This window comes from Pseudomonas sp. UBA5666 (assembly GCF_002420785.1).
Classification (GTDB): domain Bacteria; phylum Pseudomonadota; class Gammaproteobacteria; order Pseudomonadales; family Pseudomonadaceae; genus Aquipseudomonas; species Aquipseudomonas fulva.
Genome location: NZ_DIIQ01000013.1, coordinates 56395 through 79887, shown reverse-complemented (window position 1 = coordinate 79887; position 23493 = coordinate 56395). Strand labels below are relative to the sequence as shown.

The 23493-nt window shown below is 59.8% G+C and carries 20 protein-coding genes and 4 pseudogenes; 11 read left to right on the top strand and 13 right to left on the bottom strand.

Features of this window, described 5'->3' with window-relative positions; translation table 11 throughout:
* Positions 1 to 43 precede the first annotated feature (43 nt).
* From B2Y33_RS07705 to B2Y33_RS07665, 9 genes are all read right to left on the bottom strand, one after another.
* Complete coding sequence (locus B2Y33_RS07705) at positions 44 to 1144, bottom strand: LLM class flavin-dependent oxidoreductase (RefSeq protein WP_206405865.1); 1101 nt, start codon at positions 1142 to 1144, stop codon at positions 44 to 46.
* A 90-nt stretch (positions 1145 to 1234) separates the two neighbouring features.
* Positions 1235 to 2854 carry a dipeptide ABC transporter ATP-binding protein gene (locus tag B2Y33_RS07700; RefSeq protein WP_206405864.1) on the bottom strand — a complete coding sequence of 540 codons (1620 nt, stop codon included), beginning with the start codon at positions 2852 to 2854 and terminating at the stop codon, positions 1235 to 1237.
* Positions 2851 to 3765 (bottom strand): ABC transporter permease, encoded by a 915-nt coding sequence (locus B2Y33_RS07695; RefSeq protein ID WP_288632816.1) that lies wholly within the window; start codon positions 3763 to 3765, stop codon positions 2851 to 2853. The genes B2Y33_RS07700 and B2Y33_RS07695 overlap by 4 nt, the downstream gene beginning before the upstream one ends.
* A 1-nt stretch (position 3766) precedes the next feature.
* A complete protein-coding gene (locus B2Y33_RS07690) occupies positions 3767 to 4717 on the bottom strand; it encodes an ABC transporter permease (RefSeq protein ID WP_145280718.1) in 951 nt (316 codons plus the stop codon).
* Complete coding sequence (locus B2Y33_RS07685; protein ID WP_206405862.1) at positions 4714 to 6333, bottom strand: ABC transporter substrate-binding protein; 1620 nt, start codon at positions 6331 to 6333, stop codon at positions 4714 to 4716. The genes B2Y33_RS07690 and B2Y33_RS07685 overlap by 4 nt, the downstream gene beginning before the upstream one ends.
* A gap of 146 nt (positions 6334 to 6479) precedes the next feature.
* Entirely contained in the window at positions 6480 to 7274 is a 795-nt protein-coding gene (locus B2Y33_RS07680) for a class II aldolase/adducin family protein (RefSeq protein WP_206405861.1), read from the bottom strand.
* An 18-nt stretch (positions 7275 to 7292) separates the two neighbouring features.
* Positions 7293 to 8237, bottom strand: coding sequence for a D-isomer specific 2-hydroxyacid dehydrogenase family protein (locus tag B2Y33_RS07675; RefSeq protein WP_206405860.1), 945 nt, complete (start codon positions 8235 to 8237; stop codon positions 7293 to 7295).
* Entirely contained in the window at positions 8234 to 9367 is a 1134-nt protein-coding gene (locus tag B2Y33_RS07670; RefSeq protein ID WP_206405859.1) for an acyl-CoA dehydrogenase family protein, read from the bottom strand. The genes B2Y33_RS07675 and B2Y33_RS07670 overlap by 4 nt, the downstream gene beginning before the upstream one ends.
* Positions 9368 to 9558: 191 nt before the next feature.
* Entirely contained in the window at positions 9559 to 10449 is an 891-nt protein-coding gene (locus tag B2Y33_RS07665) for a LysR family transcriptional regulator (protein ID WP_206405858.1), read from the bottom strand.
* Positions 10450 to 10646: 197 nt separating this feature from the next.
* On the opposite strand from B2Y33_RS07665, the gene B2Y33_RS07660 reads away from it, so the two are divergent.
* Both B2Y33_RS07660 and B2Y33_RS07655 read left to right on the top strand, forming a co-directional pair.
* Positions 10647 to 11612: an ABC transporter substrate-binding protein gene (locus B2Y33_RS07660; protein WP_206405857.1), complete on the top strand. Its 966-nt coding sequence runs from the start codon at positions 10647 to 10649 to the stop codon at positions 11610 to 11612.
* Positions 11613 to 11627: 15 nt separating this feature from the next.
* Positions 11628 to 12584 carry an aliphatic sulfonate ABC transporter substrate-binding protein gene (locus tag B2Y33_RS07655; RefSeq protein ID WP_206405856.1) on the top strand — a complete coding sequence of 319 codons (957 nt, stop codon included), beginning with the start codon at positions 11628 to 11630 and terminating at the stop codon, positions 12582 to 12584.
* Between the two features lie 138 nt (positions 12585 to 12722).
* On the opposite strand, the gene tal is transcribed toward B2Y33_RS07655, so the two are convergent.
* A complete protein-coding gene (tal, locus tag B2Y33_RS07650) occupies positions 12723 to 13649 on the bottom strand; it encodes a transaldolase (protein ID WP_206405855.1) in 927 nt (308 codons plus the stop codon).
* 176 nt (positions 13650 to 13825) lie between these two features.
* Complete coding sequence (dusA, locus tag B2Y33_RS07645) at positions 13826 to 14836, bottom strand: tRNA dihydrouridine(20/20a) synthase DusA (RefSeq protein WP_206405854.1); 1011 nt, start codon at positions 14834 to 14836, stop codon at positions 13826 to 13828.
* Between the two features lie 102 nt (positions 14837 to 14938).
* On the opposite strand from dusA, the pseudogene B2Y33_RS07640 reads away from it, so the two are divergent.
* Together B2Y33_RS07640 and B2Y33_RS07635 are read left to right on the top strand one after the other, a co-directional pair.
* Positions 14939 to 16003 (top strand): annotated as a pseudogene (locus B2Y33_RS07640) (tyrosine-type recombinase/integrase).
* A 448-nt stretch (positions 16004 to 16451) separates the two neighbouring features.
* On the top strand, positions 16452 to 17321 hold the full coding sequence (locus tag B2Y33_RS07635) for a hypothetical protein (RefSeq protein WP_206405853.1): 870 nt from the start codon (positions 16452 to 16454) through the stop codon (positions 17319 to 17321).
* Positions 17322 to 17442: 121 nt separating this feature from the next.
* Here the strand turns inward: B2Y33_RS07635 and B2Y33_RS07630 are convergent, their stop codons facing one another.
* The gene (locus B2Y33_RS07630; RefSeq protein WP_206405852.1) at positions 17443 to 17805 is read right to left on the bottom strand and encodes a hypothetical protein; all 363 of its coding nucleotides are present in this window, start codon (positions 17803 to 17805) and stop codon (positions 17443 to 17445) included.
* A gap of 49 nt (positions 17806 to 17854) precedes the next feature.
* Between B2Y33_RS07630 and B2Y33_RS07625 the strand changes: the two genes are divergently transcribed.
* On the top strand, positions 17855 to 18202 hold the full coding sequence (locus B2Y33_RS07625; RefSeq protein ID WP_206405851.1) for a phage holin family protein: 348 nt from the start codon (positions 17855 to 17857) through the stop codon (positions 18200 to 18202).
* A 23-nt stretch (positions 18203 to 18225) separates the two neighbouring features.
* Here the strand turns inward: B2Y33_RS07625 and B2Y33_RS07620 are convergent, their stop codons facing one another.
* Positions 18226 to 18669, bottom strand: coding sequence for a hypothetical protein (locus tag B2Y33_RS07620; RefSeq protein WP_206405850.1), 444 nt, complete (start codon positions 18667 to 18669; stop codon positions 18226 to 18228).
* A gap of 406 nt (positions 18670 to 19075) precedes the next feature.
* Between B2Y33_RS07620 and B2Y33_RS07615 the strand changes: the two are divergent.
* The 6 genes and pseudogenes from B2Y33_RS07615 to B2Y33_RS07590 form a co-directional block, all read left to right on the top strand.
* Positions 19076 to 19348 (top strand): annotated as a pseudogene (locus tag B2Y33_RS07615) (terminase small subunit); the annotation flags it as partial.
* Positions 19308 to 19895: pseudogene (locus B2Y33_RS07610) on the top strand (glycoside hydrolase family 19 protein). The pseudogenes B2Y33_RS07615 and B2Y33_RS07610, both read left to right, overlap by 41 nt.
* Positions 19892 to 20455: pseudogene (locus tag B2Y33_RS23200) on the top strand (lysis protein). The pseudogenes B2Y33_RS07610 and B2Y33_RS23200 overlap by 4 nt, the downstream one beginning before the upstream one ends.
* 151 nt (positions 20456 to 20606) lie before the next feature.
* Positions 20607 to 21401 (top strand): DNA adenine methylase, encoded by a 795-nt coding sequence (locus B2Y33_RS07600; protein ID WP_206405849.1) that lies wholly within the window; start codon positions 20607 to 20609, stop codon positions 21399 to 21401.
* 187 nt (positions 21402 to 21588) lie between these two features.
* The gene (locus B2Y33_RS07595) at positions 21589 to 22815 is read left to right on the top strand and encodes an AAA family ATPase (RefSeq protein ID WP_206405848.1); all 1227 of its coding nucleotides are present in this window, start codon (positions 21589 to 21591) and stop codon (positions 22813 to 22815) included.
* Positions 22799 to 23479 carry a hypothetical protein gene (locus B2Y33_RS07590; RefSeq protein WP_206405847.1) on the top strand — a complete coding sequence of 227 codons (681 nt, stop codon included), beginning with the start codon at positions 22799 to 22801 and terminating at the stop codon, positions 23477 to 23479. Before B2Y33_RS07595 ends, B2Y33_RS07590 begins: the two co-directional genes overlap by 17 nt.
* The last annotated feature ends 14 nt before the right edge of the window (positions 23480 to 23493 follow it).

Genomic DNA, 23493 nt, shown 5'->3' with positions numbered 1-23493 from the left:
GGGTCGGGCGCTGTCTGACAGCGCTCGAACCCGCGTACAAGCCCTAGCCCAGGCGTGCCTGGCGCTGCGCTTCGAACCGCTCGACCTGTTGGCGAATGCGTGGAATCAGTTCCTGGCCGTACTCCACTGCATCGCGCAGTTGTTCGAACCCCCGAAACAGGAACGTACTCACGCCCAATTCGTAGTAGGCCAGCACTGCCTCGGCCACTTGCTCGGCGGTGCCCACCAGTGACGTGGAATTGCCAGCGCCGCCGCCCAGGGCTGCGATCTCGGTCCACAGCCGGGTGTCATGCACTTTACGCTCCTTGGCGAGCTGAACCAGACGCTCTGACCCTGCGTTGCTCTTGCCGAAGTTCTTTTCGCGGCGATTGCCCTGACGGATGCCGATGGTGTTCTGAGCGTCGGCCAGAATGCGCTCGGCTCGCGCCCAGGCGTCTGCTTCCGTGGCGCCGAGGATCGGGCGCAGCGACAGGCTGAAGCGAATCTGATTTTCTCGACCGTAACGAGCTGCAGCCTTGCGCACCTGCCTGATGCGCTCGCGCACTTGTGCCAGTGGCTCGCCCCACATCATGTACACATCGGCGTGCTTGGCCGCCACTTCCACAGCCGCATCCGAGGCGCCAGAGAAGTAGACGGGCAATTTGCCGACGGGCTTGACCAGTGTGAGGTTGTCTTCGACCTGGTAATGCGTGCCGTGATGATCGAAGGCAGTGCGCTGCGTCCAGGTGTTGTGCATCACCTCCAGGTATTCGTCGGTGCGGGCGTAGCGGGCATCCTTGTCCAGGTAGTCGCCGTCGCGTTGCAGGTCCCCGCTGTCGCCGCCAGTGATCACGTTGATCGCGGCGCGGCCGCCGCTCAACTGGTCCAGGGTGGCGAACTGCCGGGCGGCGAAGGTGGGCGCTTGAAAACCAGGCCGATGCGCGACCAGAAGGCCCATGCGGTCGGTCAGCGCCGCGACGTAGCTGGCCAGAATCATCGAGTCCGGTGCGCTGGTGCTGACCGCCAGCAGTGCTTTGTCGAACCCGGCGTACTCCTGCGCCTGGGCGAAAGCCTTGATGAACGCCAGATCGACAAGCGGGCCACGGGGCGCTTGTGATTCACTGCTTTCCTGAGGGCCGATCAGGCCGATGAATTCGAGGGTCATGGGTTGAAGCTCCTGTTCCAGTGGGTAGGCGTCAAGCCATGCGGCTTGACAGGGCGTTGGGTAATGCAGTGGATGGGCGCGGCGCAGTGGTTAAACCGCTACCGGCAGCACGCTGCGCGAGTGCCCCGGTATTGCCTGGATCAGTGCCCGGGTATAGGCGCTGGCGGGCCGGCCGAGCACCTCTGCCGCCGGGCCCTGTTCGACGACCTGCCCGTGTTGCAGCACCAGCACGTGGTCGGCCATGGTCGCCACCACTGCCAGGTCGTGAGAGACCAGCACGTAGGCCATGCCCAGGTCGCGTTGCAGTTCAGCCAGCAGGGCAAGAATCTGTGCCTGCACCGACACATCCAGCGCGCTGACCGGTTCGTCCAGCAGCAGCAGATCTGGCGCCAGTGCCAAGGCTCGGGCAATGGCCACGCGCTGGCGCTGGCCACCTGACAGTTCATGCGGCAGGCGATCAAGGAAATGCACAGGCAAGTGCACCCTGGCGATCAATTCCCGCGCCCTGCGCTCCAGTGCCTCACCCTTGCCCAGGCCGAACGACACCAGCGGCTCGACGATGCTGTCGAACACGGTGAAGCGGGGATCCAGCGCGGCAAACGGGTTCTGTTGCACCAATTGGATGCGCCTGCGTAGAGGGCGAAACTGCTGCCAACTCAATGCGCTGACGTTTTGCCCAGCGAGTTCCACATGGCCTTGGCTCGGTGTTTCCAGCCCCAAGGCAATACGCAACGCTGTGCTTTTACCCGAGCCTGACTCGCCTACGATGGCCAAGGTCTGGCCGGGGTGCACGGCAAGGTTCAGGTCGTGCAGGGCGGTGAACGGGGTGGACTGCCCAGGCAAGGCAAAGCGTTTGCAGATGTTGTGAAGCCGAAGCAGGGGAGGCTTACCGGTTGGCGAGACCGCGCTGCGCCGCGACACGAAGGCGGGCGCTGCCGTCAGCAGTTCACGGGTATAGGGCTGCTGCGCGCCCCACAGGATCTGCCTGGGCGAGGCGTGCTCGATGAGCTTGCCTTGCTTCATGACCAGCAGGCGGTCGGCGCGATCGCACGCCATGCCCAGGTCATGGGTGATGATCAGCAGCGAGATGCCGCGCTCGGCGGTCAGGTGTTGCAGGTGGTCGAGGATACGCCGCTGCACCGTGACATCCAGGGCGCTGGTAGGCTCGTCGGCCACGATCAACTTGGGCTCGCCGGCCAGCGCGATGGCAATCAGTACGCGCTGGCGCATGCCGCCGGATAACGCGTGGGGGTACTGGCGAGCACGCAGCGCCGGCTGGTCCAGGCCTACTTGGGCCAGCAGGGCCTGTATGTCTGTGTTCAGGCCGGGATAGCGACGGCCACGGGCCAACACCAGTGCCTCGCCGATTTGCTGGCCGATGCGCAGGGTTGGGTTGAGGCTGACCATCGGATCCTGCGGCACCAAGGCAATGGTGCGCCCGCGCAAGCGGCGCCTGGTGCGCTCGTCAGCCTGGGCCACATCGACCCCATCGACCCACAATTGACCTTGGTCGATCTGGGCGTTGACCGGCAGCAGGCCGAGCAGGGCGTTGGCGAGGGTCGACTTGCCGGAGCCGGACTCCCCGACAATGGCCAGTGTTTCGCCTTTGGCCAGGCTGAAGGACAGCTGGCTCACGGCCGGGGTACGCTGTCCTGCAAAGGCGTAGCTGATCATCAGGTCGCGTACCTCGACCAAGGGTGGCTGGCTCATCGGGCATGCTCCTCAGCGCTGCGCGCCAGGTGATTGAGGCTGAACACCACGGCCACCACGAACAGCCCCGGCAGCAGGGATACCCAAGGCGCTGTGACGAGAAAGTGACGCCCGTTGGCGATCAGCGTGCCCCACTCAGCAGCGGGCGGCGCTGCGCCGAAGCCAAGGAAGCTGAGCCCAGCGGTGGCCAGGATCGCGGCGCCAAAGTCCAGGGTGGCCAGTACCGCCACCGGGCCCCACGCATTGGGCAGTACGTGGCGCATCAGGGTGCGTGACCAACTGGCGCCGCCAAGGCGCGCCGCTTCGACGTATGGCAGCGATTTGATGCGCAGCACCTCGGCGCGGGTCGTGCGGGCGAAGCCTGGAATGATCCCGACCCCCACCGCCACGGCCACGGGCACCGTGCCAAAGCCAATGGCCGTGACGATGGCCAGTGCCAACAGCAAGCTGGGCAGGGCGAGCAAGACGTCGATCAGGCGCATCAAGGCTGGATCGAGGCGTCCTCCGGCAAACCCCGCCAGTACGCCAAGCCCAAGGCCGCCCACGAGGGCGATGGCCACTGCCAGCAATGCCGCCATCACCGACAGGCGCGCGCCGTACATCACCCGCGTGTACAGGTCGCGGCCCAACTCGTCGGTACCGAACCAATGCACCAGGTTAGGGGGCGTGAGCTTGTCGGCGGGTGCTGTGGCGTAGGGGTCGAAACTGGTGAGCAGCTGAGGTGCCAGCGCTGCGAATAAAGCGAACAAGACGATCAGTAGCGCCAGGCTGAAGCCAGGGCGGCGCAACAGCGGCGTCAAGGCGCGATGGACGCGCTGATACCGCGTGCGTCGTTTCCAGATGCGGGGTGCGCCTGGCTCACCGCTGGTCGAGGCGGCGTCGGGTGCGATCAGGGGAATATCCATGGTCATCTCAGTTCACCTTCGCCGTAGGGGTGATGCGGGGGTCGAGGTAGGGGTAGAGCAGATCGACGATCAGGTTGACCAGCACGAAAGCGGCCGCCGATACCGCGACAATCGCCAGCACTACCGGTATGTCCTGACGCAGCACGGCTTCCTGGGCCAACCGGCCTACGCCATTACGCGAGAAGATGGTCTCGACCAGCACGGCACCGGACACGGTGTTGCCGACCTGCAGGCCGATCAGGGTCAGCAGCGGCAGCGTGGCGTTGCGCAGGCCGTGGCGGGCCTGGACCTGGGCGCGGCTGAGCCCTTTGGCGAAGGCGGTGGTGATGTAGGGTTCCTGCCACACCCCTTGAAAGCCCCGCTGCAACACCTGGGCATACACGGCGGCGCTGGGTATCGCCAGGGTGATTGCCGGCAGCACCAGGCTGGCAACTCCTTGGCTGCCTGTGGCCGGGAACCAGCCCAGCGCGAAGGCGAAGACCTGGATCAGCAACAGGCCCATCCAGAACACGGGTATTGAAAAGCCCAGCGACGGTACCCTGGCGAGTGCCGTCTTGAGCGGTCGCCATTGCAGGTAGGCGGTCAGGTAGGCAAGGCCGACCCCACCCACCACCGACAGCACGATGGCAGAGCCCGCCAGCGCCAAGGTCTGCGGCAAACGTTCGGCCAGCAGTGCGGTAACGGGTCGCCCTAGTGACAGCGACTGCCCCAGATCACCGTGCAGGGCACGCCACAGCAGGTCGATGTATTGCTCGAACAGGCCTTTGTCCAGCCCGTAGAAAGCACGAGCCTTGGCCAGTGCTTCGGGTGACAGGCCATCGGCCTCCATGCCGGAGGCGCTGAGCATGATGGTCAGGGTGTCGCCAGGCAAAAGGTAGAGGATGAAATACGTGATGGTGTACGCACCCCACAGTACCAGCAGCGCCTGACCCAGGCGGGTGATCAGGTAGCGCTTCATGGCTGGCTGACCTCGATGTCGCTGAACAGCGCAAAGCCTTCGGCGGTCCAGCGAAAATCCTTGACCCGGGGTGAGGTGGCGGCTTGCCAGACGCGCTCGTACAGCGGGAAGGCCGAGGCTTCGTCGATCAGCAGGTCTTGCAGCTGCCCGTAGGCTTGGGCCCGTTGCGCATCGTCAGTCGCGGTGATGCCACTGTCGAACAGCGCCTGTGCCCGTGTCAGGGTTTGCGGCTCGTAGGTATTGGTGGCCAGGGTGGCGCTGTTGGCCGAACGTGGATCAAGAATGGTCTGCAGAATGATCGGGTCGGCACGGGTCATGTAGGTGGAAGTCAGGTCATAACTGCCGGCGGCATTGCCCGCGACCCACTCGGCGCGGGTCAGGACATTGAGCTTCAGGTCGATGCCGACCTTGCGCAGCTGGTCCTGCACCAGCACATCACCGGCGCTTTCGGCCGGGGTGAGGTTGTAGCGCAAGGTCAGGCGCTTGCCGTTCTTGTGCCGGTAACCGTCTTCGCCCTTGTGCCAACCGGCAGCGTCGAGCAACTGCTCGGCGCCTGCAGGGTCATGGACGAGCTTGTTGGCCTGGGGCTTGAAGTACGGCGTGGTGACGTCGTACACGCCGCTGACAACGGGGAACTGCGCGTTGTAGACGGTGTGCGCATAACTGGTGCGATCGATGGCTTTCTGCAGCGCAAGACGAACGTTTCGGTCAGCCAGCAGGCGATTGTCACGGGTGTTGGGGTAGAGGTTCAGCGCGGGGCCTGGCAAGGACCGGCTCTGGATGGTGGCGCCCTTGGCCTGGAACAGTTTGAGATCGACCTCGGAGAAGGGGTTGCGCGGCCACAGGATGTCGGTCTTGCCCTGAAGAAACAGGCCATTTCGCACACTTTCTTCAGGGATGTAGCTTATGTTGATGGCGTCCACGTGCGCAGCGCCCCGGTTATGCACGTTGGCCGAGGGCCATCCGTAGTCGCTGCGCTTGACCAGGCGGGCGCCCACTTCGGGTGTGTAGTGATCGAGGATGAAGGGTCCGGTACCGATGATGTTGCCCAGTGAGCGGGCTTTGGCGGTCAGCTGGTACGAAGCTGGGGCGAGGATGGCCAGGTTGGTGGTGGACGTGGCCTGCAAAAAGCCTGCATTGGGCCGCGATAGCACCAGGCGCACGGTGAAGGCGTCGAGTACCTCGGCATGGTCGTAGCCTGCGAGGTAGGTAGCGCCGAAGGTGGCCGGCAACTGAGCAGCAAACGCCTTGTTGCTGTCGAAGGCTGCTTTCACGGCGTGCGCGTCGAAGCGCTCGCCATTGCTGAACGTGACGTCCTGACGCAAGTGGAAGGTGTAGCTCAGGGCGTCGGCACTGACTTCCCAGCTTTTGGCCAGCCAAGGAATGATCTGCCCGCTATCGGGGTCTTGATCGGTGAGGGATTCAGCCACGTTGCGCAGCAGCACACGGTGCTCCAACCAGTAGACCTGGAAAGGATCGAGGCTGACCAGGGTGGTGTTGTCGCCCCAGAAGGCGATGTTGAGTGTTTTGTCAGCACTGGCTTCATCGCCGGGGGAGCAGGCAGTGAGGGCCAGGGTCAGGGCGCCAAAGGCGAACAGGTGGTGCAGTGGGGGCATTGCGTGCTCCTTCAAGGAGAAAAAGTGCGTCGGCATCCGGCCACGCGCAAAGCGAGCCGGTCGCCACTGACAGCATGTCGAGCGTCGGAACAGGGATGCCCCTGAGCGGGCGAGCCTGGGCTCAGCGCAGGCACAGCAAGGCGCCTTCAGTTCTGGTAGTCGCGGCCCTCGCGATCCAGTTGCCGAATCAACGCGTCCCAATGCCGCTGGATGCCGTCGCCCTTGCCATCGGAAAAGCGCTTGGACTGCTCATGCACCTTGGCAATGGCCGCCTGCGAGGCATGCAGCAATTGATCGTTGCCCCCAGCCTGGGCTGCCACCTGAATATTGCAGGCACGCTCTAGCCCATGCAGTTCGCGAAATGCATGCTCCACGCTGATGCCCCCGGTCAGCAGCCCGTGGTTGCGAAGGATCAGGATGTTGCTGTCGCCCAGGTTAGCCACCAGTCGCTGCTGCTCGTCCAGGTCCAGGGCCACGCCCTCATAATCGTGGTAAACCACCCGGCTGTAGTACGCCAGGGCATGCTGAGAAATCGGCAGCAAGCCGTCGCGCTGGGCTGACACCGCTGCGCCGTCGCGGGTGTGGGTGTGCAGCACAGCCTTGAGGTCGGGCCGGGCGCGGTGAATGGCGCTGTGAATCACATAGCCGGCCTGGTTGATACCCAGGCCTAGCGGGTCGTCGATAATGGAGCCGTCGACGTCCACCTTGACCAGGTTCGAGGCGCTGATTTCGTCGAACAGCAAGCCAAAGGCATTGATCAGGAAATGTTCTTCGGGGCCCGGTACACGGGCCGAAAAATGCGTGTAGATATGGTCAGTCCAGCGGAACAGGGCCGCCAGGCGGTAGGCGGCGGCCAGCTTGACACGCACCTCCCATTCTTCGGCGCTGACCCGCTCGCGCACATTGCTGGGGGTTTGCTTGACGGCAGACAGTGAGCTCATTGAGGTGTTCTCCGGTGATCAGTAGCCACGGGCGGTGTCGACCAGGTTGGTCAAGGGCGCTCGCTCGCGGTAGCGGTGGAAATTGGCGATGAAGGCTTCGAGAAACGCCGGGTAACCTTCATCGGAAATGGCCGAGGTATGTGGCGACAGAAACACGCGTGGGTGGTCATACAGCGGGTGGCCAGCGGGCAGCGGCTCGGGGTCGGTCACATCCAGGCTGGCGCGGGCGATTACTCCGCTGTCCAGCGCCGCTAGCAGCGCCTGCTGATCGATCAGCCCGCCACGGGCGACGTTGACCAGGTGCAAGCCCGGGCGGGCCGCGCTCAGCACGTGTCGATCAATCAGCCCGCGGGTGTAACGGGTCAGTGGGGCGGCCAGCACCAGGTGGTCGCTCTGTGCGAACAACTGGCGTAGATCATCGACGCGCGCCACGCCGCGCATGTCGGCGATAGGCTGTCCCGGCCGGCTCAGGGCCACCACCCGCATGCCGAGCGCCGCGGCCTTGCGAGCAAGGCTCTGGCCGATATTGCCGAAGCCCAGAATGCCCAAGGTGCGCCCGCGCAAGGGCGCCAGTGCGGTGAGGCGCCAGTCGGCGTCCTTGACCCACAGGCTTGGCAATTGCTTTGCCGCGGCGAACATCAGTGCCAGCGCGAACTCGGCGACCTGCTCGGCATTGGCGCCTTTGCCGCTGGTGACAGGGGGGCCGTCGAAGATCCATTGGGGGTAGAGATCGATACCCGAAGACACCAATTGCACCCACTTCAACCCCCAGGGCCACTGCGTCGGCGGGCTGTCGACACGCTGCCCACGCACATTGATCGGGCGCAGGATGAACACGTCGGCGGCCACCTCAAGGCTCAGCTGGCCGGGTGGGACATCGATGACTTCATGACCCGGCAACTGCTTGCGCAGGTAGTGATTGGCCTGGGCGTCGAGGTGGCTGGCAATCGTTGAATGGCTCATGCCTGCACCTGCGCCAGTGCAGCTCGGCCGGCCTGGCTGAAGACGACGTCGTCCTGGGGGGTGTGGATACGGCTGCAGAGCACATCGCGGTAGTGCCGTTCCAGGGCATTGTGCCGCGACAGCCCAGGGTTGCCCGCCGCCTCGACCGCCAGCGTCACGGCCTCGATGGCATTGGCGCTGACCAAATGCTTGAGCTGCCCGGCATGGTGCGCGGCGGTCTGCCCGGCGACGGCGCCATCGAGCAGGCTCTGGTTGGCAAAGAGCAGGGTATCGATGCGCCCGACCGTCTGCTGAAAACGCGGCAGACTCGCCAAGGGTGCACCCAGGTTCGACGGTGTGCGCTGCGTGAGAAATGCCACCAACCAATCGCGTGCTGCCTGTGCCACCGCGTCGTAGACGGCTGGCAGCAATACGCTCATCCACAGCAAACTGTCTTCGTCGAGTTCGGCTTTCGGGGCATTGGTCGGGCTGAGGCTGACGGCGTGGTCAAGCGGGATCAGCACGTCCTCGAAATGCACTTGATGGCTGCAGGTCGCACGCATGCCCAAGTGGTCCCAGTCCTCGACGATGGTGATACCGGGCGTGTCGCGGTGTACCAGAAAGGCGCCTACCAAAGGCACGGCGTCGTCGCTGCGGCCCCAGACCAGGAACCAGGTCAGACCATGGCTGCCCGTGGAATAGATCTTGCGCCCGCTCAGGCGCCAGCCCTGCGCCGTGCGGCGCGCCAAGGTGGCGGGCAAGCCGCCGCGGGTCGGGGTGCCGAGTTCAGGCTCGACGCGCAGCGCATTGATCAGCGCGCCGTGTTCCACGGCGTCGCGTGCGATGCGGTGACGCAGGTGTTCAGGCCAGTCTGCTGTCCGATGCGCACGCACGTGCTGCAAGTACTGCATCACCAGGATAAGCCCGGTGGCGGGGTCGCCTTTGGAGACCGCGTTGATCACTCGGCGAGCGCTCGCCAAGTCCGCACCGCCGCCGCCGAGGTGGCGCGGCACCGTGTAGGCAAGCAGCCCGTGGTGGTGCAGCAGCTCGAAATTGTCCCGAGGGAACCGAGCGCTGCGGTCATAGCGCTCGGCATTGGCCGCAAGGGCCTGCGTCAGCTCGGCGAGGGCGCTGCCTGAGGGGTGACTCATGGGTTTCATCCCTGAATGACGGTGTATTTCTTAAGACCGTATTCGTATGGATGAACCCTGTAAAAGTCTTTTTGGTTCTATGCTAATTATCAGTTAAGGGAATTTCATAAAAATACTTTTATGCGATTAATGCATATAATGTGCTGGGATTCACTACCCGAGTGATCCGAACTTTCGAACAGCCGGGCATATCAGCCCTGCAAGCGGTGCCCGGCCACCTCGCCGAACAGCTCCACTGGCTCCTGGAGATTACCCAGGTAGCGTGGATGAAAAAGCCACAGGTCTACTTGTGGCTTGAAATCACTGACGGTGAGGACGTCGAGCAAGTCGCGGTGGCGGCTGGCTTGCAGCAAGGGCTCCGGCACCAGTCCCAGCCCCTGGCCATTGGCGACCAACCCCAACTGCAGCTCAGTACCGAATGTCTCCAGGTTGATCGACAGGCTCAGCCCTTGCTCGCTCAGCGCGCGTTGCAGCCCAGCGCGAAAGCCGCAGCCGTCGGGGTTCAGTACCCAGCCGCGGGTGTAGCAATCCTTGAGCTTGTAACTGCGTTTGCTCGCGCTACCCTTGGCCGCTACCACCTTCAGCGGCATACGTGCGATGGACTGGCTGGCGATTCCTTCGGGAAAAATCTTGCCAGGCGGAAACAGCGCGGCGGCGGCGTCCAGTTCACCGTTTTCCATACGCCCGATCAAGCTGCTACCCCAGCCGCTGGTGACCTGGGTGCGCAGTTGCGGGTAGGCCTGGCGGATCTGCGCCAGGGCGTCGAGCAGCACCACGTCCCCCAGGGTCTGCGCAACGCCCAGGCGCAGCGTTCCGGACGGCGCGCCGTCGTTGGCCACCAGTTCGCGCAACGAGTCGATCTCGCGCAGGATCGCTTTGCATTGTTCATAGACCCGCAGCCCCATGGGGGTAGGTTTGAGGGGCTTGGTGTTGCGGTCGAGCAAGGTAGCGCCAAGGTCATGCTCGAAGTTCTGCACACGCCGGGTGATGGCCGGTTGCGTGACTTGCAGCGCCTCGGCGGCAAGGTTGGTCGACTGGCAACGCATGACGGCGACGAACGCGTCCATGTCATCGATTTTCATGATCGGCCCTTACCTGAGAGGTAAAAAAATAAGGCATTAGCATAATGCTGATCTTCAGAAATGCTAAGGCCGACATTCAAAAGTCTAAAAATGCATATTAGGTTATTCCTAAAATCAATTTAGGTTATTAAAAAATAATCGCTAGAGTCGTCCGCTCGGGCTGCACGACGCCGCCCCACAGGCCGATGAGGCGTTCCATGTCTATTCGAATGAAAGTACTGACCCTGGCTGCGGCCATCCTGTTGATAGGCCAGGCTAGCGCCTCGGAGCGCCTGACCCTGCGCATCGGTGACCAAAAGGGCAACATGCGCGCCCAACTGGAGGCGGCTGACGTACTGCGCGATCTACCCTACGACATCCAGTGGGCGGAATTCCCCGCGGCGGCGCCCCTCGCCGAAGCGCTCAATGCCGGTGCAATCGATGCCGGCATCATCGGTGATGCGCCACTGTTGTTCGTGCTCGCCTCAGGGGCGCCGGTCAAGGCCGTGGCGGTAGACAAGTCTGATCCCTACGGTACGGCACTGCTGGTAAGGCCCGATTCGCCGGTGCGCACAGCGGCTGAACTCAAGGGCAAGCGCATTGCAACCGGGCGAGGCTCCATCGGGCATCACCTGGCGCTCAAGGCCCTGGCGCAGGTAGGGCTGAGCGAAAAGGACGTGCAATTGCGGTTTCTCGGGCCGGTGGATGCCAAGATCGCTTTGGCCAATGGGTCGGTAGACGCCTGGGCCACCTGGGAGCCTTACACCGCGCTGGCTGAACTCAGCGGGCAGGGAAGGGTGCTGGTCAACGGGCGGGGGCTTTCCAGTGGGAACAGCTTCCTCGCCGCGACCGACAAGGCGTTGAGCGAACCTGCACGGCAGGCTGCACTGCAGGACTACCTCAACCGCCTGGCCGAGGCGCAGGTCTGGGCCAACCAGCACCTGGACAGTTACTCGAAAACCCTGGCCGCCATCATCGGCTTCCCCCAGGACGCAGCCCGCCTGCAATTTGAGCGTCGTCATTTGCGCTGGCAGGTGATCGACCCTCAGACCATCGCCACTCAGCAGGAGACAGCTGATTTCTACCATGCGCACGGGCTGATGACTGAGCGCCTTGACGTGGCACCCACCTTCGCCAGCGGCTTCACAGTCCCCGAAAGCACCAAGCTGGCTGCGCAACCTTGACCCGGAGATACCTTGATGAGCGTGATCATTCTACGCAGGCTTTGCCTGGCGCTATTGGCCAGTACGGTGCTACCAAGCTTGGCTAACGCCGACCAAACACTGCGCATCGGCTACCAGAAATCCTCGACCCTGCTGACCCTGCTCAAGGCCCGCGGCAGCCTGGAGCAGCGCCTGCGGGCCGAGGGCATTCGTGTCACGTGGCATGAATTCCCAAGCGGGCTGCCGCTGTTGGAGGCACTGAACCTGGGCAATGTCGATATCTCGGCGGATGTGGCCGATACCGTGCCCGTGTTCACCCAGGCAGCAGGTGCAAAGCTTACGTATTTTGCCCGCGAGGCACCGTCGCCGACCGCTCAGGCGATCCTGGTACCCGCGGATTCGACCCTCAAGACCCTGGCCGACCTCAAGGGCAAGCGCGTGGCCGTGACCAAGGCAGCGGGCAGCCATTACCTGCTGATCCAGGCGCTGGCGCAGGCGGGACTGACGTTCAAGGACATCAGCCCCGCCTACCTGATACCGGCCGATGGCCGCGCCGCGTTCGAAAACCGCAAGGTCGATGCCTGGGTGACGTGGGACCCGTATGTGGCCAGCGCCCAACGCCAGCAGCATGCGCGCATTCTGGCCGATGGGAGCGAGTTGGCCAGCTATCAGCGCTATTACCTGGCGGGCAGCGATTATGCCAAAGCGCATCCTGAGGTGCTGGAACAGGTCTACCTCGCCTTGCGTGAGGCCGGCACGTGGACCAAAGCGCACCCGGCCCAGGCCGCGCGCATCCTTGGCCCGCTGTGGGGCAACCTGGACAGTGCCACGGTGCAGCAGGCCAACGCCCGGCGCAGTTACGACGTACAGCCGGTCAAGCCAGAGAACCTGGGCGAGCAGCAGCGTATCGCCGATGCGTTCTACCGCGAAGGGCTGTTGCCGAAAAAGGTGGATGCGAGTGCCGTGAGCCTTTATGAGCCGGTTCAGAAGTAGTGCAGGAAAACTCACTCGCCCCAGCACTGAATAAGCCTGCAGGGCATGCAGGGTAGAGGTCCCGCTACCAAACACTTGTAAACAAAACGGGCGGGAAATGTCGAACACTTCCCGCCCGCGAGACGACCCCTGATTGGATCAGCCTTTTTCAGCCATCACCCTCTCAAGCTTCTCCTGATCGCGCGCAAACTGGCGGATGCCCTCGGCCAGCTTCTCGGTAGCCATGGCGTCTTCGTTCATGTCCCAGCGGAACTCGCTCTCACTCAGATGACGCTTGGGCTCACCGGCATTGCCTGGCTTCAATACCTGCGGCAGGTCGCCTTGGTCTTCGCTCAACTGCTGCAGCAATTCCGGGCTGATGGTCAGGCGATCACAACCGGCGAGCTGTTCGATCTGGTTGGTATTGCGGAAGCTGGCGCCCATGACCACGGTGTCGTAGCCATTAGCCTTGTAGTAGTTGTAGATCCGCGTGACGGACTGTACGCCTGGATCATCGGCACCGGTGTACTCCTTGCCCGTGCTTTTCTTGTGCCAATCGTAAATCCGGCCCACGAACGGCGAAATCAGGAACACACCAGCGTCGGCGCAGGCCTGGGCTTGGGCGAAGGAGAACAGCAAGGTCAGGTTGGTCTGGATGCCTTCCTTCTCCAGCTTCTCGGCGGCGCGGATACCTTCCCAGGTGGACGCCAGCTTGATCAGCACACGGTCCCGGCCAACACCGGCCTTGTCGTACAGCTCGATCAGCGAGCGAGCCTTGGCCAGCAGGGCAGGTTCATCGAACGACAGCCGCGCATCCACTTCGGTCGAGATACGCCCGGGGATGGCTTTGAGAATGCCGGAACCCACCGCCACCGCGAACATGTCGCAGGCCTGGTCCAGATCACCGTTGGCCTCGCCCTTCACGCGCGTGAGCAACTCGGCATAGGCCGGGATGGCGGCAGCCTTGAGCAGCAGCGACGGGTTGGTGGTGGCGTCTACCGGTTTCAGGCGCGTGATGGCGTCCAGGTCACCGGTGTCGGCGACCACGGTAGTGAACTGCTTGAGTTGTTCCAGCTTGGAAGTCATGGGCGTGCTCTGTCCTGTGCAATGACTCGACATTACCCCAGCCCCCACGGTCGCTCAAGGGCCCGGCTGTACGAGAGGTGAATGTTCGAGTACCCACCGTCCCTCAGGTTCCCTTCAGGCCGGGCCTTGCATCGTGTCGCGCAACCGGCAGGCGCCTGCGTGACACGCCAGCGCCTTCAACGCCCCTGCAACAGCTCAACGGCCTGGTCGAACATGACCAGCGGCTCGGCTGCCTTGTGAATGTCTGCCGAAAGCAGCTGACGGAACCGACGAGCGCCCTTGAAGCCCTGGGCAAGGCCGAGAATATGCCGGGTCATGTGATGCATCGCACCCCCTGCCTGCATATGGGCCACGATGTAAGGCCGTAACTGCGCCAGCACTTCGGTGCGGGTGACCACCGGTGCCGTGCTGCCGAACAGCTGTTGATCCACCTCGGCCAGCAGGTAAGGGTTGTGATAGGCCTCGCGGCCCAGCATCACGCCGTCGAAGGTCTGAAGGTGGGCATGGCAGTCGGCCAAGGTTTTGATGCCGCCGTTGAGCACGATCTCAAGGTCCGGGAAATCAGCTTTCAGTTGCGCGGCCACGTCATAGCGCAGCGGCGGCACTTCGCGGTTTTCCTTGGGCGACAACCCTTCGAGGATGGCGATGCGTGCGTGCACGGTGAAACTGCGGCAACCCGCCTCGCGCACCTGCCCGACGAAGTCACACAGCTCTGCATAGCTGTCGCGGCCATTGATGCCAATGCGGTGCTTGACTGTCACCGGTGTCGAGACAGCGTCGCGCATCGCCTTCACGCAATCGGCCACCAACGCCGGGTGCGCCATCAGGCAGGCGCCGATCATGTTGTTCTGCACCCGGTCGCTGGGGCAGCCGACATTGAGGTTGACCTCATCATAGCCATCGGCCTCGGCCAGCCGCGCACACGCCGCCAGGTCCGCCGGCACGCTGCCGCCCAGTTGCAGGGCCAACGGGTGCTCGGAGGCATCGTGGCGCAGGAAACGCTGGGCGTCGTTGTGCAGCAGGGCACCGGTGGTGACCATTTCGGTGTAGAGCAGGGTGTGTTTGGAGAGCAGGCGCAGGAAGAACCGGCAGTGGCGGTCGGTCCAGTCCATCATCGGTGCAACAGAAAACCTCCTAACTACCGTATCGCTTGGGGCTGCCTGGCTTTCTGCGGGTATCACGGGCATTTTCAAATCTCTCGTTTACTACCGTTTCCCACCATTTTTGCTTATTCGCCAAGTGCCATTGCTACAATGTAGCAACCTCAACCGGCCGTGTAGCAAAAGACCATGGGATCCATCACGCTCAGGAAGCGCAAGGACGGATCTGCCGCGTACACCGCGCAGATCCGAATAATGAAGAAGGGCCAGACAGTTTATCAGGAAAGCCAGACGTTCGACCGAAAGACCACAGCCCAGGCTTAGATCAGGAAGCGTGAGGCAGAACTGCATGAGCCTGGGGCGATCGAGAAGGCGAACCGAGACGGCGTGACAGTCAAGCACATGGTTGACCGTTATCTGTTGAGGGCTGAGAAGGCCCGGCCCCTTGGTGAGAGCGAGCGCCGCACGCTTGGTGCCATCCAGCGCAGGCCACTGGGCGACGTGATCGACTCAGATATCTCACAGAAGGTGCTCGTCGACTACGCGTTGTGCCGCATGAGCCTCCGAAGGTGGGACAGTGAAGCCGCAAACTGCTGGCAATGACTTGGCTCACTTAGGCTCGGTACTGTCACTCCTCGCGCCGCTTGGGGGTACGAGGTGAACCCCCTTGCGATGAAAGACGCCCGCCTTGTGCTCAAACAGTGCGGCTACAACATGCGCAGCCGCGAGCGAGATCGCCGGCCGACTTTGGCTGAGCTCGATCTCGTGGTTGAGCACTTCTTTGAGATGCTGCAGCGCCGGCCGACAGTGATACACATGCCGAAGGTGATGGCGGTCGCGATCTACTCCACCCGACGCACGGACGAGATTGCCCGGATTCGCTGGGAAGATCTGGATGAGCACCGGCAAGCAGTCAAGGTGCGGGACATGAAAAACCCTGGCCAGAAGATTGGCAACGACGTGTGGTGTCACTTGCCCGATGAGGCCTGGCAGATCGGGCAGAGCATGCCCAGCGAGTGTCAAGAAATCTTCCCCTACAATACTGACTCAATCGGTACCGCCTGGGCCAGAGCGTGCAGACTCATAGGTATTGAAGACCTGCACTTACACGATCTGCGTCATGAGGGGGTGAGTCGGCTGTTTGAGATGGACTGGGATATACCGAGAGTGGCGAGTGTGTCTGGGCATCGAGACTGGAACTCGATGCGGCGGTATATGCATTTGCGCGGGCGCGGAGATCGGTACAAGGGGTAGGTCTGGCTGGAGCAGATTGTCCAGGCTCAAGTCACTCTGGGCGGAAGGGCTACATAGCTGGCTGACTCAAGCGTACGCCATCATTGCTGGCAGCTTTCGACCCTAAGCTGCCCTCACGAAGGGGAGGAATCGACCCAAACCTGCCCTTCATTCGAAAATCAATCTGGAAAGCATACGTTCCGTGCTTTGAATCTTTAGGCTTATCTTTCAGTTTGGTCAGGCGTGGGATCAACTAGACATGGGCGAAGGATCGCGATGAACGAGGGCTTATCAACAAGCCGGGCCTGTCGCGCTTGTCGTAGTTGGCCGAGGGTATGATCGACTTTCACCACCGCGATCTATCTCATGGTTGTGACGGTAATATTGCACGCATGGCGAAGGCAGTCAGCGACTCCTGCGGTCAGCTCAAATACTATGAGGGTTACTGAAGCTAGGACAGCCATTTCTTATGAAGACTTTCGTTTATCACTTCGATCCAACCGACAAGTTCTACCTCGGCGCTGATGAGGCAGACGTTTGTCAAGTCACTGGCCAACCACTGGTACCGGGGTCTGCTACGTTGCAAGCACCGCCATCATTCGATGTCAAGAATGAGCTAATAGCTGTGTTTATCAGCGAAGAACAAGGTTGGACGATAGCCGCTAACAATTTCTGGCGCCCGGCTATAGTCCGAGACCAGCCGGTGCTTGGGAATCCCATGACTGGGAAGTTCAGTGTCATCCAATATCCTGCTTACAAACTCTTAAAGTATCCTGGCATTCCTAGAGTGATAGCTCCAATGATCGTCGGAATGGCAATCTCAGGTCGGCTTGCCTATATGCAAAAGCGCCTCGAAGAGGTTATCCATCTCTACCAGGAACGCGCACAATCGGTTCTTCCTTATGATCTCGTCTACGAAAAAATCGCCACCGAAGACTTAGTGCTTCAGATGAAACGGGTAGTCGATGAAATTTTCATGAACGAATGGATTCGCCTCGAAGGAGCGGGGCAAAAATTTGCTGAAGATCATGTTATTAGAGTGCGTGGAGTCAACGAAATCGACAGCGCACCGGCTGGACCAACCAGAACGCATTTGATCAATATGCGGGAAGAGGATCCGATGTTCTTCACAGTGCTGACCGACCTTCGAAATTCTTTTGCTCATCACTTGCCAGTCGCCGAAGCTTATAACCTGATCGGAGTTGATCACTTAACTGTAAACACACTGTTTGTAAAGAATGGAGACGTTAATACAGTGCGATTAATCGAAGTGTGGTTGGAGGACCTCGTGAGGTCTTTTAATCGCTTCATGGTTCGTACCTTTGGTGCGCCAGTCTAAGGACTGTATTACACTGCCGCTCGCTGCGAAGGGCAGCTTCGGGTCGGCAGCGGTCACGATCTAAAAGTCCGTCACTGTTGTATTGAGGAGCCGCCAGTTGGCGGCTTCCCTGCCTGTAGCATCAAGTCTGAGCCTGCAAAGGAAAGTCTTTCTTCGAGAGTTCGGACAGCCAAATCATGAACAGTACCAATCCGACTAAGAAGTAACAGGCTGCATTCCAGATACTCACAAGAAGTAGCAGAAGTTCGCCCCGGGTTGGAGCACCATCCGCCGATCCGAAAAGATAAATATTCCACACGAAATAGCCAGATGTGATCGCGGCTAGAACTACGGGAACAATCTTGGTTGAGTGCTCCCACAGCGATTTCAGGATCCTTCTTAGCTCTGCACGCTGGTTCCCGCTCAGCGATACCCACGCGACCAACCCCCCAAACAGTGTACCGATTGAACCGAGCGTGCTCAGCACAGCCAGCAAGCTTTCCATTGTATAACCTCACTAAATTGATCCACATCGGTGGATTTTGGATTCCCGTATGACAAATGAGCAACCAGCTTTAGCCGAACTGCCGATCTGGATGGTGATTGTGCTGTCCTTGGCCGGCGGAGTTTCTGGAGAAATGTGGCGGGCCGACAAAGCAGGCGCTCGCGGGTGGGAGCTGGTTCGCCGGTTGGCATTGCGGTCTGGTGCCTGCGTCACCTGCGGGCTGTCGACCAACATGCTGCTGTATGCCCTGGGTGTCTCGGTGTGGGCTGCGGCGGTGGTCGGCTGCCTAACAGCCATGGCCGGCGCCGATGTGGCGATCAATCTCTATGAGCGCTGGGTCGCCAAGCGGTTGGGCCTCGAGCAGGCGCCGCCCCAGGCCGGGGAACCGGGGCAGTGATCCGACCGGTAACAGGCAGTGAGTTATCCCGGGACCCCAAAGTGTAAAGTTACGAGACGGGAGCCCACCGAAAGCACCTCGCCCGCCAAGCTCCCAAGAATGCTTTTGGTTCCGCTCTTAGTGGCGTCAACGAGTCGGTCGCCCAAAGGTGGGCCTGCGGTGAGACTTTCCGGAACGGCTTTTAAAGCTTCCAGGCCCTTGGCGGTCAAAACTGCGTTCAGAAACCCGCTGCCATGAGATTGATTTTTGAAACGAAGATATCCGGATTCGGACAACCACTCGATACAGGCTATGAAGAACTCGCCTCGCTCGTTAGCAATGTCCATCCCCATTTGTTCGTGGAAGGTGTAACCGGTTTCAATGAACTGCTCGATCAGTAAATGGCGTGGAACTGGAAAGTTTTCGTACAGAGCCCCGAGTACTTGTCCGGTGATCTCATCAAATTGTTGGATGTTGGAGGTGGTCATGTCCTTGACTCCTGAAGTAGAGAAAACGTGCTCTCAATCATGTGAGCAGGTGATGCGTTACATCGACATGCAGGTTCGGCGGGACTGCGACCTGTCGCGTGCGCGACATTACTGGCAGAAGACCTTGGAGGAAACCCCTAAAGATGTGCTTGTAGAGGCGTTTAGAATGGCGTAGGCCACGGGCCGTTACCAAGAGAAGCCACGTGGCCAGTGGTGCCGGGTTGCTGATGCTTCGAAAACACCGTAGGTCCACGGACTGCAGGCTAGAGCCGGGGACCCTGGCAACCTGACCAGAGTACGGGACTGGGAACCCGCGGTTCTTCGTTAGCGGGAGGTGCACCAGCTTAGTGAACTGCGGTGAACTGGTTAACCCCTTAGATTCATTGGGTAAACTGCACATTGAGCAATTACATACCTGACGAAATCGGAATTCGCCGCCAGGCGCGGATGGTCAAAATCCTATGTTTCCAAGCTTGCCAGCCAGGATCGGCTAGTGCTTACCGAGGTTGGCAAAGTTGATGTCCAGGCGACATAGGCGCTGTTAGCCGAGTCGGCTGACCCCAGCAAAGCGTCCGTCCCGGCCCGGCATGAGGAAAACCGAATTGACCGAGATGTCCGAAGCCAACTCCTGCCGGTCAATGACACTCCTGCGGTGCAGCCAGCGGTTCAGCAACCAGGCAATCAACGAGAAACAGTTGTTACAGATCCTCCCGAACGCCGGCCGCAAAGCCGGCGTTTTTGTTCCCGGCCTCAACGCCACCATGGGCAAGCACGCCATCGTTGCGCGACTGCGCATGGCCGCGTTCCTGGCTCAGATCGGCCATAAGTCGGGCCAGCTGCAGTACGTTCGCGAACTCGGCAATGACAAGTAGCTGTCCAAGTACGACATCGGTCGCCCGGCTCAACGGCTTGGCAACAGGCCTGAGCCGGATGGTGATGGCCAACTCTATCGCGGCCGAGGGCTGATTCAAGTGACTGGCCGCTCCAACTATGAAGCTTGTAGCGAAGCACTGTTCGGAGATAGCCGGTTGCTGAATACGCCAGGGCTGCTTGAGCACCCGGTCTACGCATCAATGTCTGCAGGCTGGTTCTGGCAGAAGGAGGGCCTTAACAGCCTGGCCGACAAGGGTGACCTCCTGGCCATCACCAAGCGCATCAATGGCGGGACCAATGGCCTGGAGGATCGAAAGGCCATCTACGCTCGAGCGCTTGAGGTGCTGCAGTGAACGGGTGGGTCTCCCGCCTATTGGCTGTCGCGGCGCTGCTGCTCGCCTGTGCGGTTGGCGCCCGAGCAGCTTGGGTTTGGCAGGCTAACGCATACAACGCGCAGCTCGCTGATCAGGCCGACGACTACGGCAAGCAGCTAGCAGAGAAAGATCGTATCAACAGCCTGGAGCGGGAGAGGGCGGCAGCCACCGCGCTCGGTCAACTGGCTGAACAACAGCAAGCCCGCAGCGCCCTTGAAGTCCGTCTGCGGTCCCAGGCACAAAACCACTGGCAGGAGATGCAAGATGCTCAACAAACTCAAGCTCGCCTGCGTGACCGGCTTGCTACCACTGATCTGCGGCTGTCAGTCCTTGTCGACTCAGGAGCCGTTGCCCGCTCGGGTTGTGACGGTGGGGTGCGAGAAACCGCCGGCACCGGAGGCGTGGTACCTGGCGCCGTACGCGCCTAACTTGACCCAGCGCATGCTCAACGAATTATCGCCATCACCGATGAAGGCGACCGAGGACTGATCGCCTTGCAGGCCTGCCAGGCCTACGTCCGCGAAATCACCAAGCAGTAAAAGAGGCGAGCCGGGAAGGATGCGTCAACATCCAGCCCGGCCCACCGAACCCGCAGACCCTTCCTGCAAGTCCAGCCGTGGCCTCTGCCTTGTGCACAAAGCGCGGCGAGCCTAACACCTGTTTATCTATACAGTAAAGACTTGCACGCCTATGACCTCTCCAATCATCCCCTGGATGGGTGGCAAACGCCGCCTGGCCGACCGCCTGATCCCACTCTTTCCCCCTCATGCATGCTATGTCGAAGTCTTCGCCGGCGGTGCCGCGTTGTTCTTCATGCGTCCCCAGCCCGCCCCGGTGGAGGTGCTGAACGATCTCAACGGTGATCTGGTCACCCTCTACCGCGTTGTGCAGAACCACCTCGAGGAGTTTGTGCGCCAGTTTAAATGGGCGCTCAGCTCTCGGCAGATATTCGAGTGGCAGAAGATGACGCGCCCCGAAACCCTCACTGATATCCAACGGGCTGCACGTTTCTTCTACCTGCAGCAGCACGCCTTCGGTGGCAAGGTCACTGGGCAGACATTCGGTACTGCCACCACGGGGCCGGCCATCAACCTGCTGCGCATGGAGGAAAATCTGTCCGCCGCATGGCAGCGTCTTGCCGGCACCTACGTCGAGAACTTGTCCTGGCTCGCGTGCGCCGAACGCTATGACCGAACGCACACGTTCTTCTACATGGACCCTCCGTACTGGCAGACCGCGGGCTATGGCGTGGACTTCCCTTTCGAGGAGTACGAGCGCATGGCCGACTTCATGCGCCAATGTAAGGGCAAGGTGATGGTCAGCATCAACGACCACCCGGATATCAGACGTGCCTTCGACGGCTTCCATTTCGAGTATCTGGATATCCGCTACACCAACACGAACCAGCGGCAGGGTAAAGCGGAGGTGACTGGCGAGCTGGTGATCATGAACTGGCAGCCTTCCTCGCTGGGTGGCTTGTTCTGATTTGATCACCGCTTCTGCACAGGAATATCATTTACGTTAGAAATGCCAGTACACTGGCCATCACGCATCTAACTGTAATGTAGTTTGGCGTTGCCACTGACCAATGCCCAGCCAGACTGAAGGGGGTTGGCGGTGCTGAAGCGGTAATTGGAAGTGTCCGAAACTGGCTATTGAGAAGGGAGGCAATATGAATTCCAAAGGGTTCATTACCAACATTAAGGGTGCAATCGTTACAACCAATAAAGATGTAAATATTGAGTTCTCTTCGAAAAATGTGATTCTAATAGGTCGTAATGGCTCGGGGAAGACGTCTTTTTTGACTTCTCTCCATAATGTTTTGAATCATAATATTGTTCACGAGCAAATCTTGCATTTGCCTGGCTATAGGACTACTTTGAGCCATTTTGAAACTCAGATTGATGAAAATCCCGGCTTGCAAAGTTCGGTGGATCAATATCGAAGTTTCATTGCTGCTAATACATCCCCTGTGGCGGTTTCATATGTAGATGCGCCTAAGTTCGTAAGGGACTATAAGAGCGGTCACGCCATTATTCGCTTTTATGAAGCAACGCGAAAAATTGCAATTACTAAAGTAATGGCGGCCACTCCACTAAAAGCCGAAAGGCCAGCGCACCAAAATCATTCTAATTTCGGGGTGGATTTAGAACAGCATTTGGTCAACTTAAAGGTCAACATGGCACTGGCGCTGCTACGTGACGACAAAGCAAGAAATGCGAAAATAGACGAGTGGTTTGCGCGATTTCAAGAGGATCTGCGGTATCTCTTTGAAGATGACTCCCTTAAGTTGGAGTTTAATGATGAGGGATTGTCGTTTGCGTTGGTGCAGGAAGGTCGGCCGCCATATTCGTTCCAATCACTATCCTCTGGGTATCTAGCGATTTTCGACATTTATGCAGACTTGCTAGTCAGGGCGGAATATTTCAATGTTCTGCCTGCTGATATTTCAGGTGTGGTCCTGATTGACGAGATTGATGCGCATCTCCATATTTCCATCCAGCGAAAAATTTTGCCTTTCCTTACTCGATCGTTCCCGAAAGTACAGTTTATTGTATCGACTCACTCGCCATTTGTAATAAGTTCTACTGATGACTCATTAATCTATGATCTATCCACTGGGAAAATGTGCGAAGATCTTTCCTTATTTTCCTTGGAGCACATAGTGGAGGCGGTGCTCGGCGTGCCGCCCATCTCTCAGAGGATGCAAGAAAAAATAGCTGACCTTGTCGATATTAGTGCCTCCGCAGAGGTTGAGCTTGAATCTCTGGAGAGCTTGCTAGTAGAGCTTGCGCCCCATGTCGACACGTTTGACGATGAGTCAAGGATGTTTTACGAGATATCAAGGAACAAATATCTGGTTCGGAAAAAGGGAGGCTCTAATGTTCAACGTGGTTAGGTCAAAGACTATTCCTGAGTCATTACTTGCCCAGAGAAGCTACTCCGATCCAGATGTGCTCGAGGCTTTAAATGAGGCGTTTCACGGCAAGTGTTATATGTGCGAGACAAAAGAGCCTCTTTCCCTAAATGTGGAGCATTTCCAAGCTCATCAAGGTTGTAGCGTAAAGAAGTTTGAATGGGTGAACCTCTATTACTCGTGTGGTCGCTGCAATAATTTTAAGCGCCATCATTATGATGATATATTGGATTGTGCTGACTTAAATTGTGACGTATTGAGGCTTATTAAGCATACCCCTCCCGTGACGCCGTACGCAAAAATATCAATCCAAGCCATGGAGGATGACCCAAAGGCTGTGCGCACTGCTGAACTTCTTACGCGGATATTTAACGAGGATGACACCGGTAATAAGGCAATTGTTAGTACGCATTTGCGAAAGCGAGTTTATAAGAGGTTTGCCAAGGTTATTGAGCATATCAATGTTTATATTGATGATGATCAGTTGCCTGCAGCGCGAAAGCTAGCAGTCGAACATTTGAAGGCGTTAATGGATGTGAAGCAGGAGTATTCTGCTTTTTTGAGATGGGTAGTTATTGATTCGCCACCACTTTATGATTTATTAAAAGATTCGATTAACCTATACGAGGTGACTGATAATCCCTGAGTCCCAGCTGAATT

Excerpts from the sequence above, each read along its gene's own strand:
- B2Y33_RS07685 (WP_206405862.1), bottom strand. The coding sequence starts at position 6,333 with ATGCCCCCACTGCACCACCTGTTCGCCTTTGGCGCCCTGACCCTGGCC.
- B2Y33_RS07705 (WP_206405865.1), bottom strand. The coding sequence starts at position 1,144 with ATGACCCTCGAATTCATCGGCCTGATCGGCCCTCAGGAAAGCAGTGAA.
- dusA (WP_206405854.1), bottom strand. The coding sequence starts at position 14,836 with ATGCCCGTGATACCCGCAGAAAGCCAGGCAGCCCCAAGCGATACGGTA.
- B2Y33_RS07625 (WP_206405851.1), top strand. The coding sequence starts at position 17,855 with ATGACAAATGAGCAACCAGCTTTAGCCGAACTGCCGATCTGGATGGTG.
- B2Y33_RS07630 (WP_206405852.1), bottom strand. The coding sequence starts at position 17,805 with ATGGAAAGCTTGCTGGCTGTGCTGAGCACGCTCGGTTCAATCGGTACA.
- B2Y33_RS07600 (WP_206405849.1), top strand. The coding sequence starts at position 20,607 with ATGACCTCTCCAATCATCCCCTGGATGGGTGGCAAACGCCGCCTGGCC.
- B2Y33_RS07660 (WP_206405857.1), top strand. The coding sequence starts at position 10,647 with ATGTCTATTCGAATGAAAGTACTGACCCTGGCTGCGGCCATCCTGTTG.
- B2Y33_RS07655 (WP_206405856.1), top strand. The coding sequence starts at position 11,628 with ATGAGCGTGATCATTCTACGCAGGCTTTGCCTGGCGCTATTGGCCAGT.
- B2Y33_RS07635 (WP_206405853.1), top strand. The coding sequence starts at position 16,452 with ATGAAGACTTTCGTTTATCACTTCGATCCAACCGACAAGTTCTACCTC.
- B2Y33_RS07690 (WP_145280718.1), bottom strand. The coding sequence starts at position 4,717 with ATGAAGCGCTACCTGATCACCCGCCTGGGTCAGGCGCTGCTGGTACTG.
- B2Y33_RS07695 (WP_288632816.1), bottom strand. The coding sequence starts at position 3,765 with ATGACCATGGATATTCCCCTGATCGCACCCGACGCCGCCTCGACCAGC.
- B2Y33_RS07680 (WP_206405861.1), bottom strand. The coding sequence starts at position 7,274 with ATGAGCTCACTGTCTGCCGTCAAGCAAACCCCCAGCAATGTGCGCGAG.
- B2Y33_RS07670 (WP_206405859.1), bottom strand. The coding sequence starts at position 9,367 with ATGAGTCACCCCTCAGGCAGCGCCCTCGCCGAGCTGACGCAGGCCCTT.
- B2Y33_RS07620 (WP_206405850.1), bottom strand. The coding sequence starts at position 18,669 with ATGACCACCTCCAACATCCAACAATTTGATGAGATCACCGGACAAGTA.
- B2Y33_RS07665 (WP_206405858.1), bottom strand. The coding sequence starts at position 10,449 with ATGAAAATCGATGACATGGACGCGTTCGTCGCCGTCATGCGTTGCCAG.
- B2Y33_RS07590 (WP_206405847.1), top strand. The coding sequence starts at position 22,799 with ATGTTCAACGTGGTTAGGTCAAAGACTATTCCTGAGTCATTACTTGCC.
- B2Y33_RS07675 (WP_206405860.1), bottom strand. The coding sequence starts at position 8,237 with ATGAGCCATTCAACGATTGCCAGCCACCTCGACGCCCAGGCCAATCAC.
- B2Y33_RS07700 (WP_206405864.1), bottom strand. The coding sequence starts at position 2,854 with ATGAGCCAGCCACCCTTGGTCGAGGTACGCGACCTGATGATCAGCTAC.
- B2Y33_RS07595 (WP_206405848.1), top strand. The coding sequence starts at position 21,589 with ATGAATTCCAAAGGGTTCATTACCAACATTAAGGGTGCAATCGTTACA.
- tal (WP_206405855.1), bottom strand. The coding sequence starts at position 13,649 with ATGACTTCCAAGCTGGAACAACTCAAGCAGTTCACTACCGTGGTCGCC.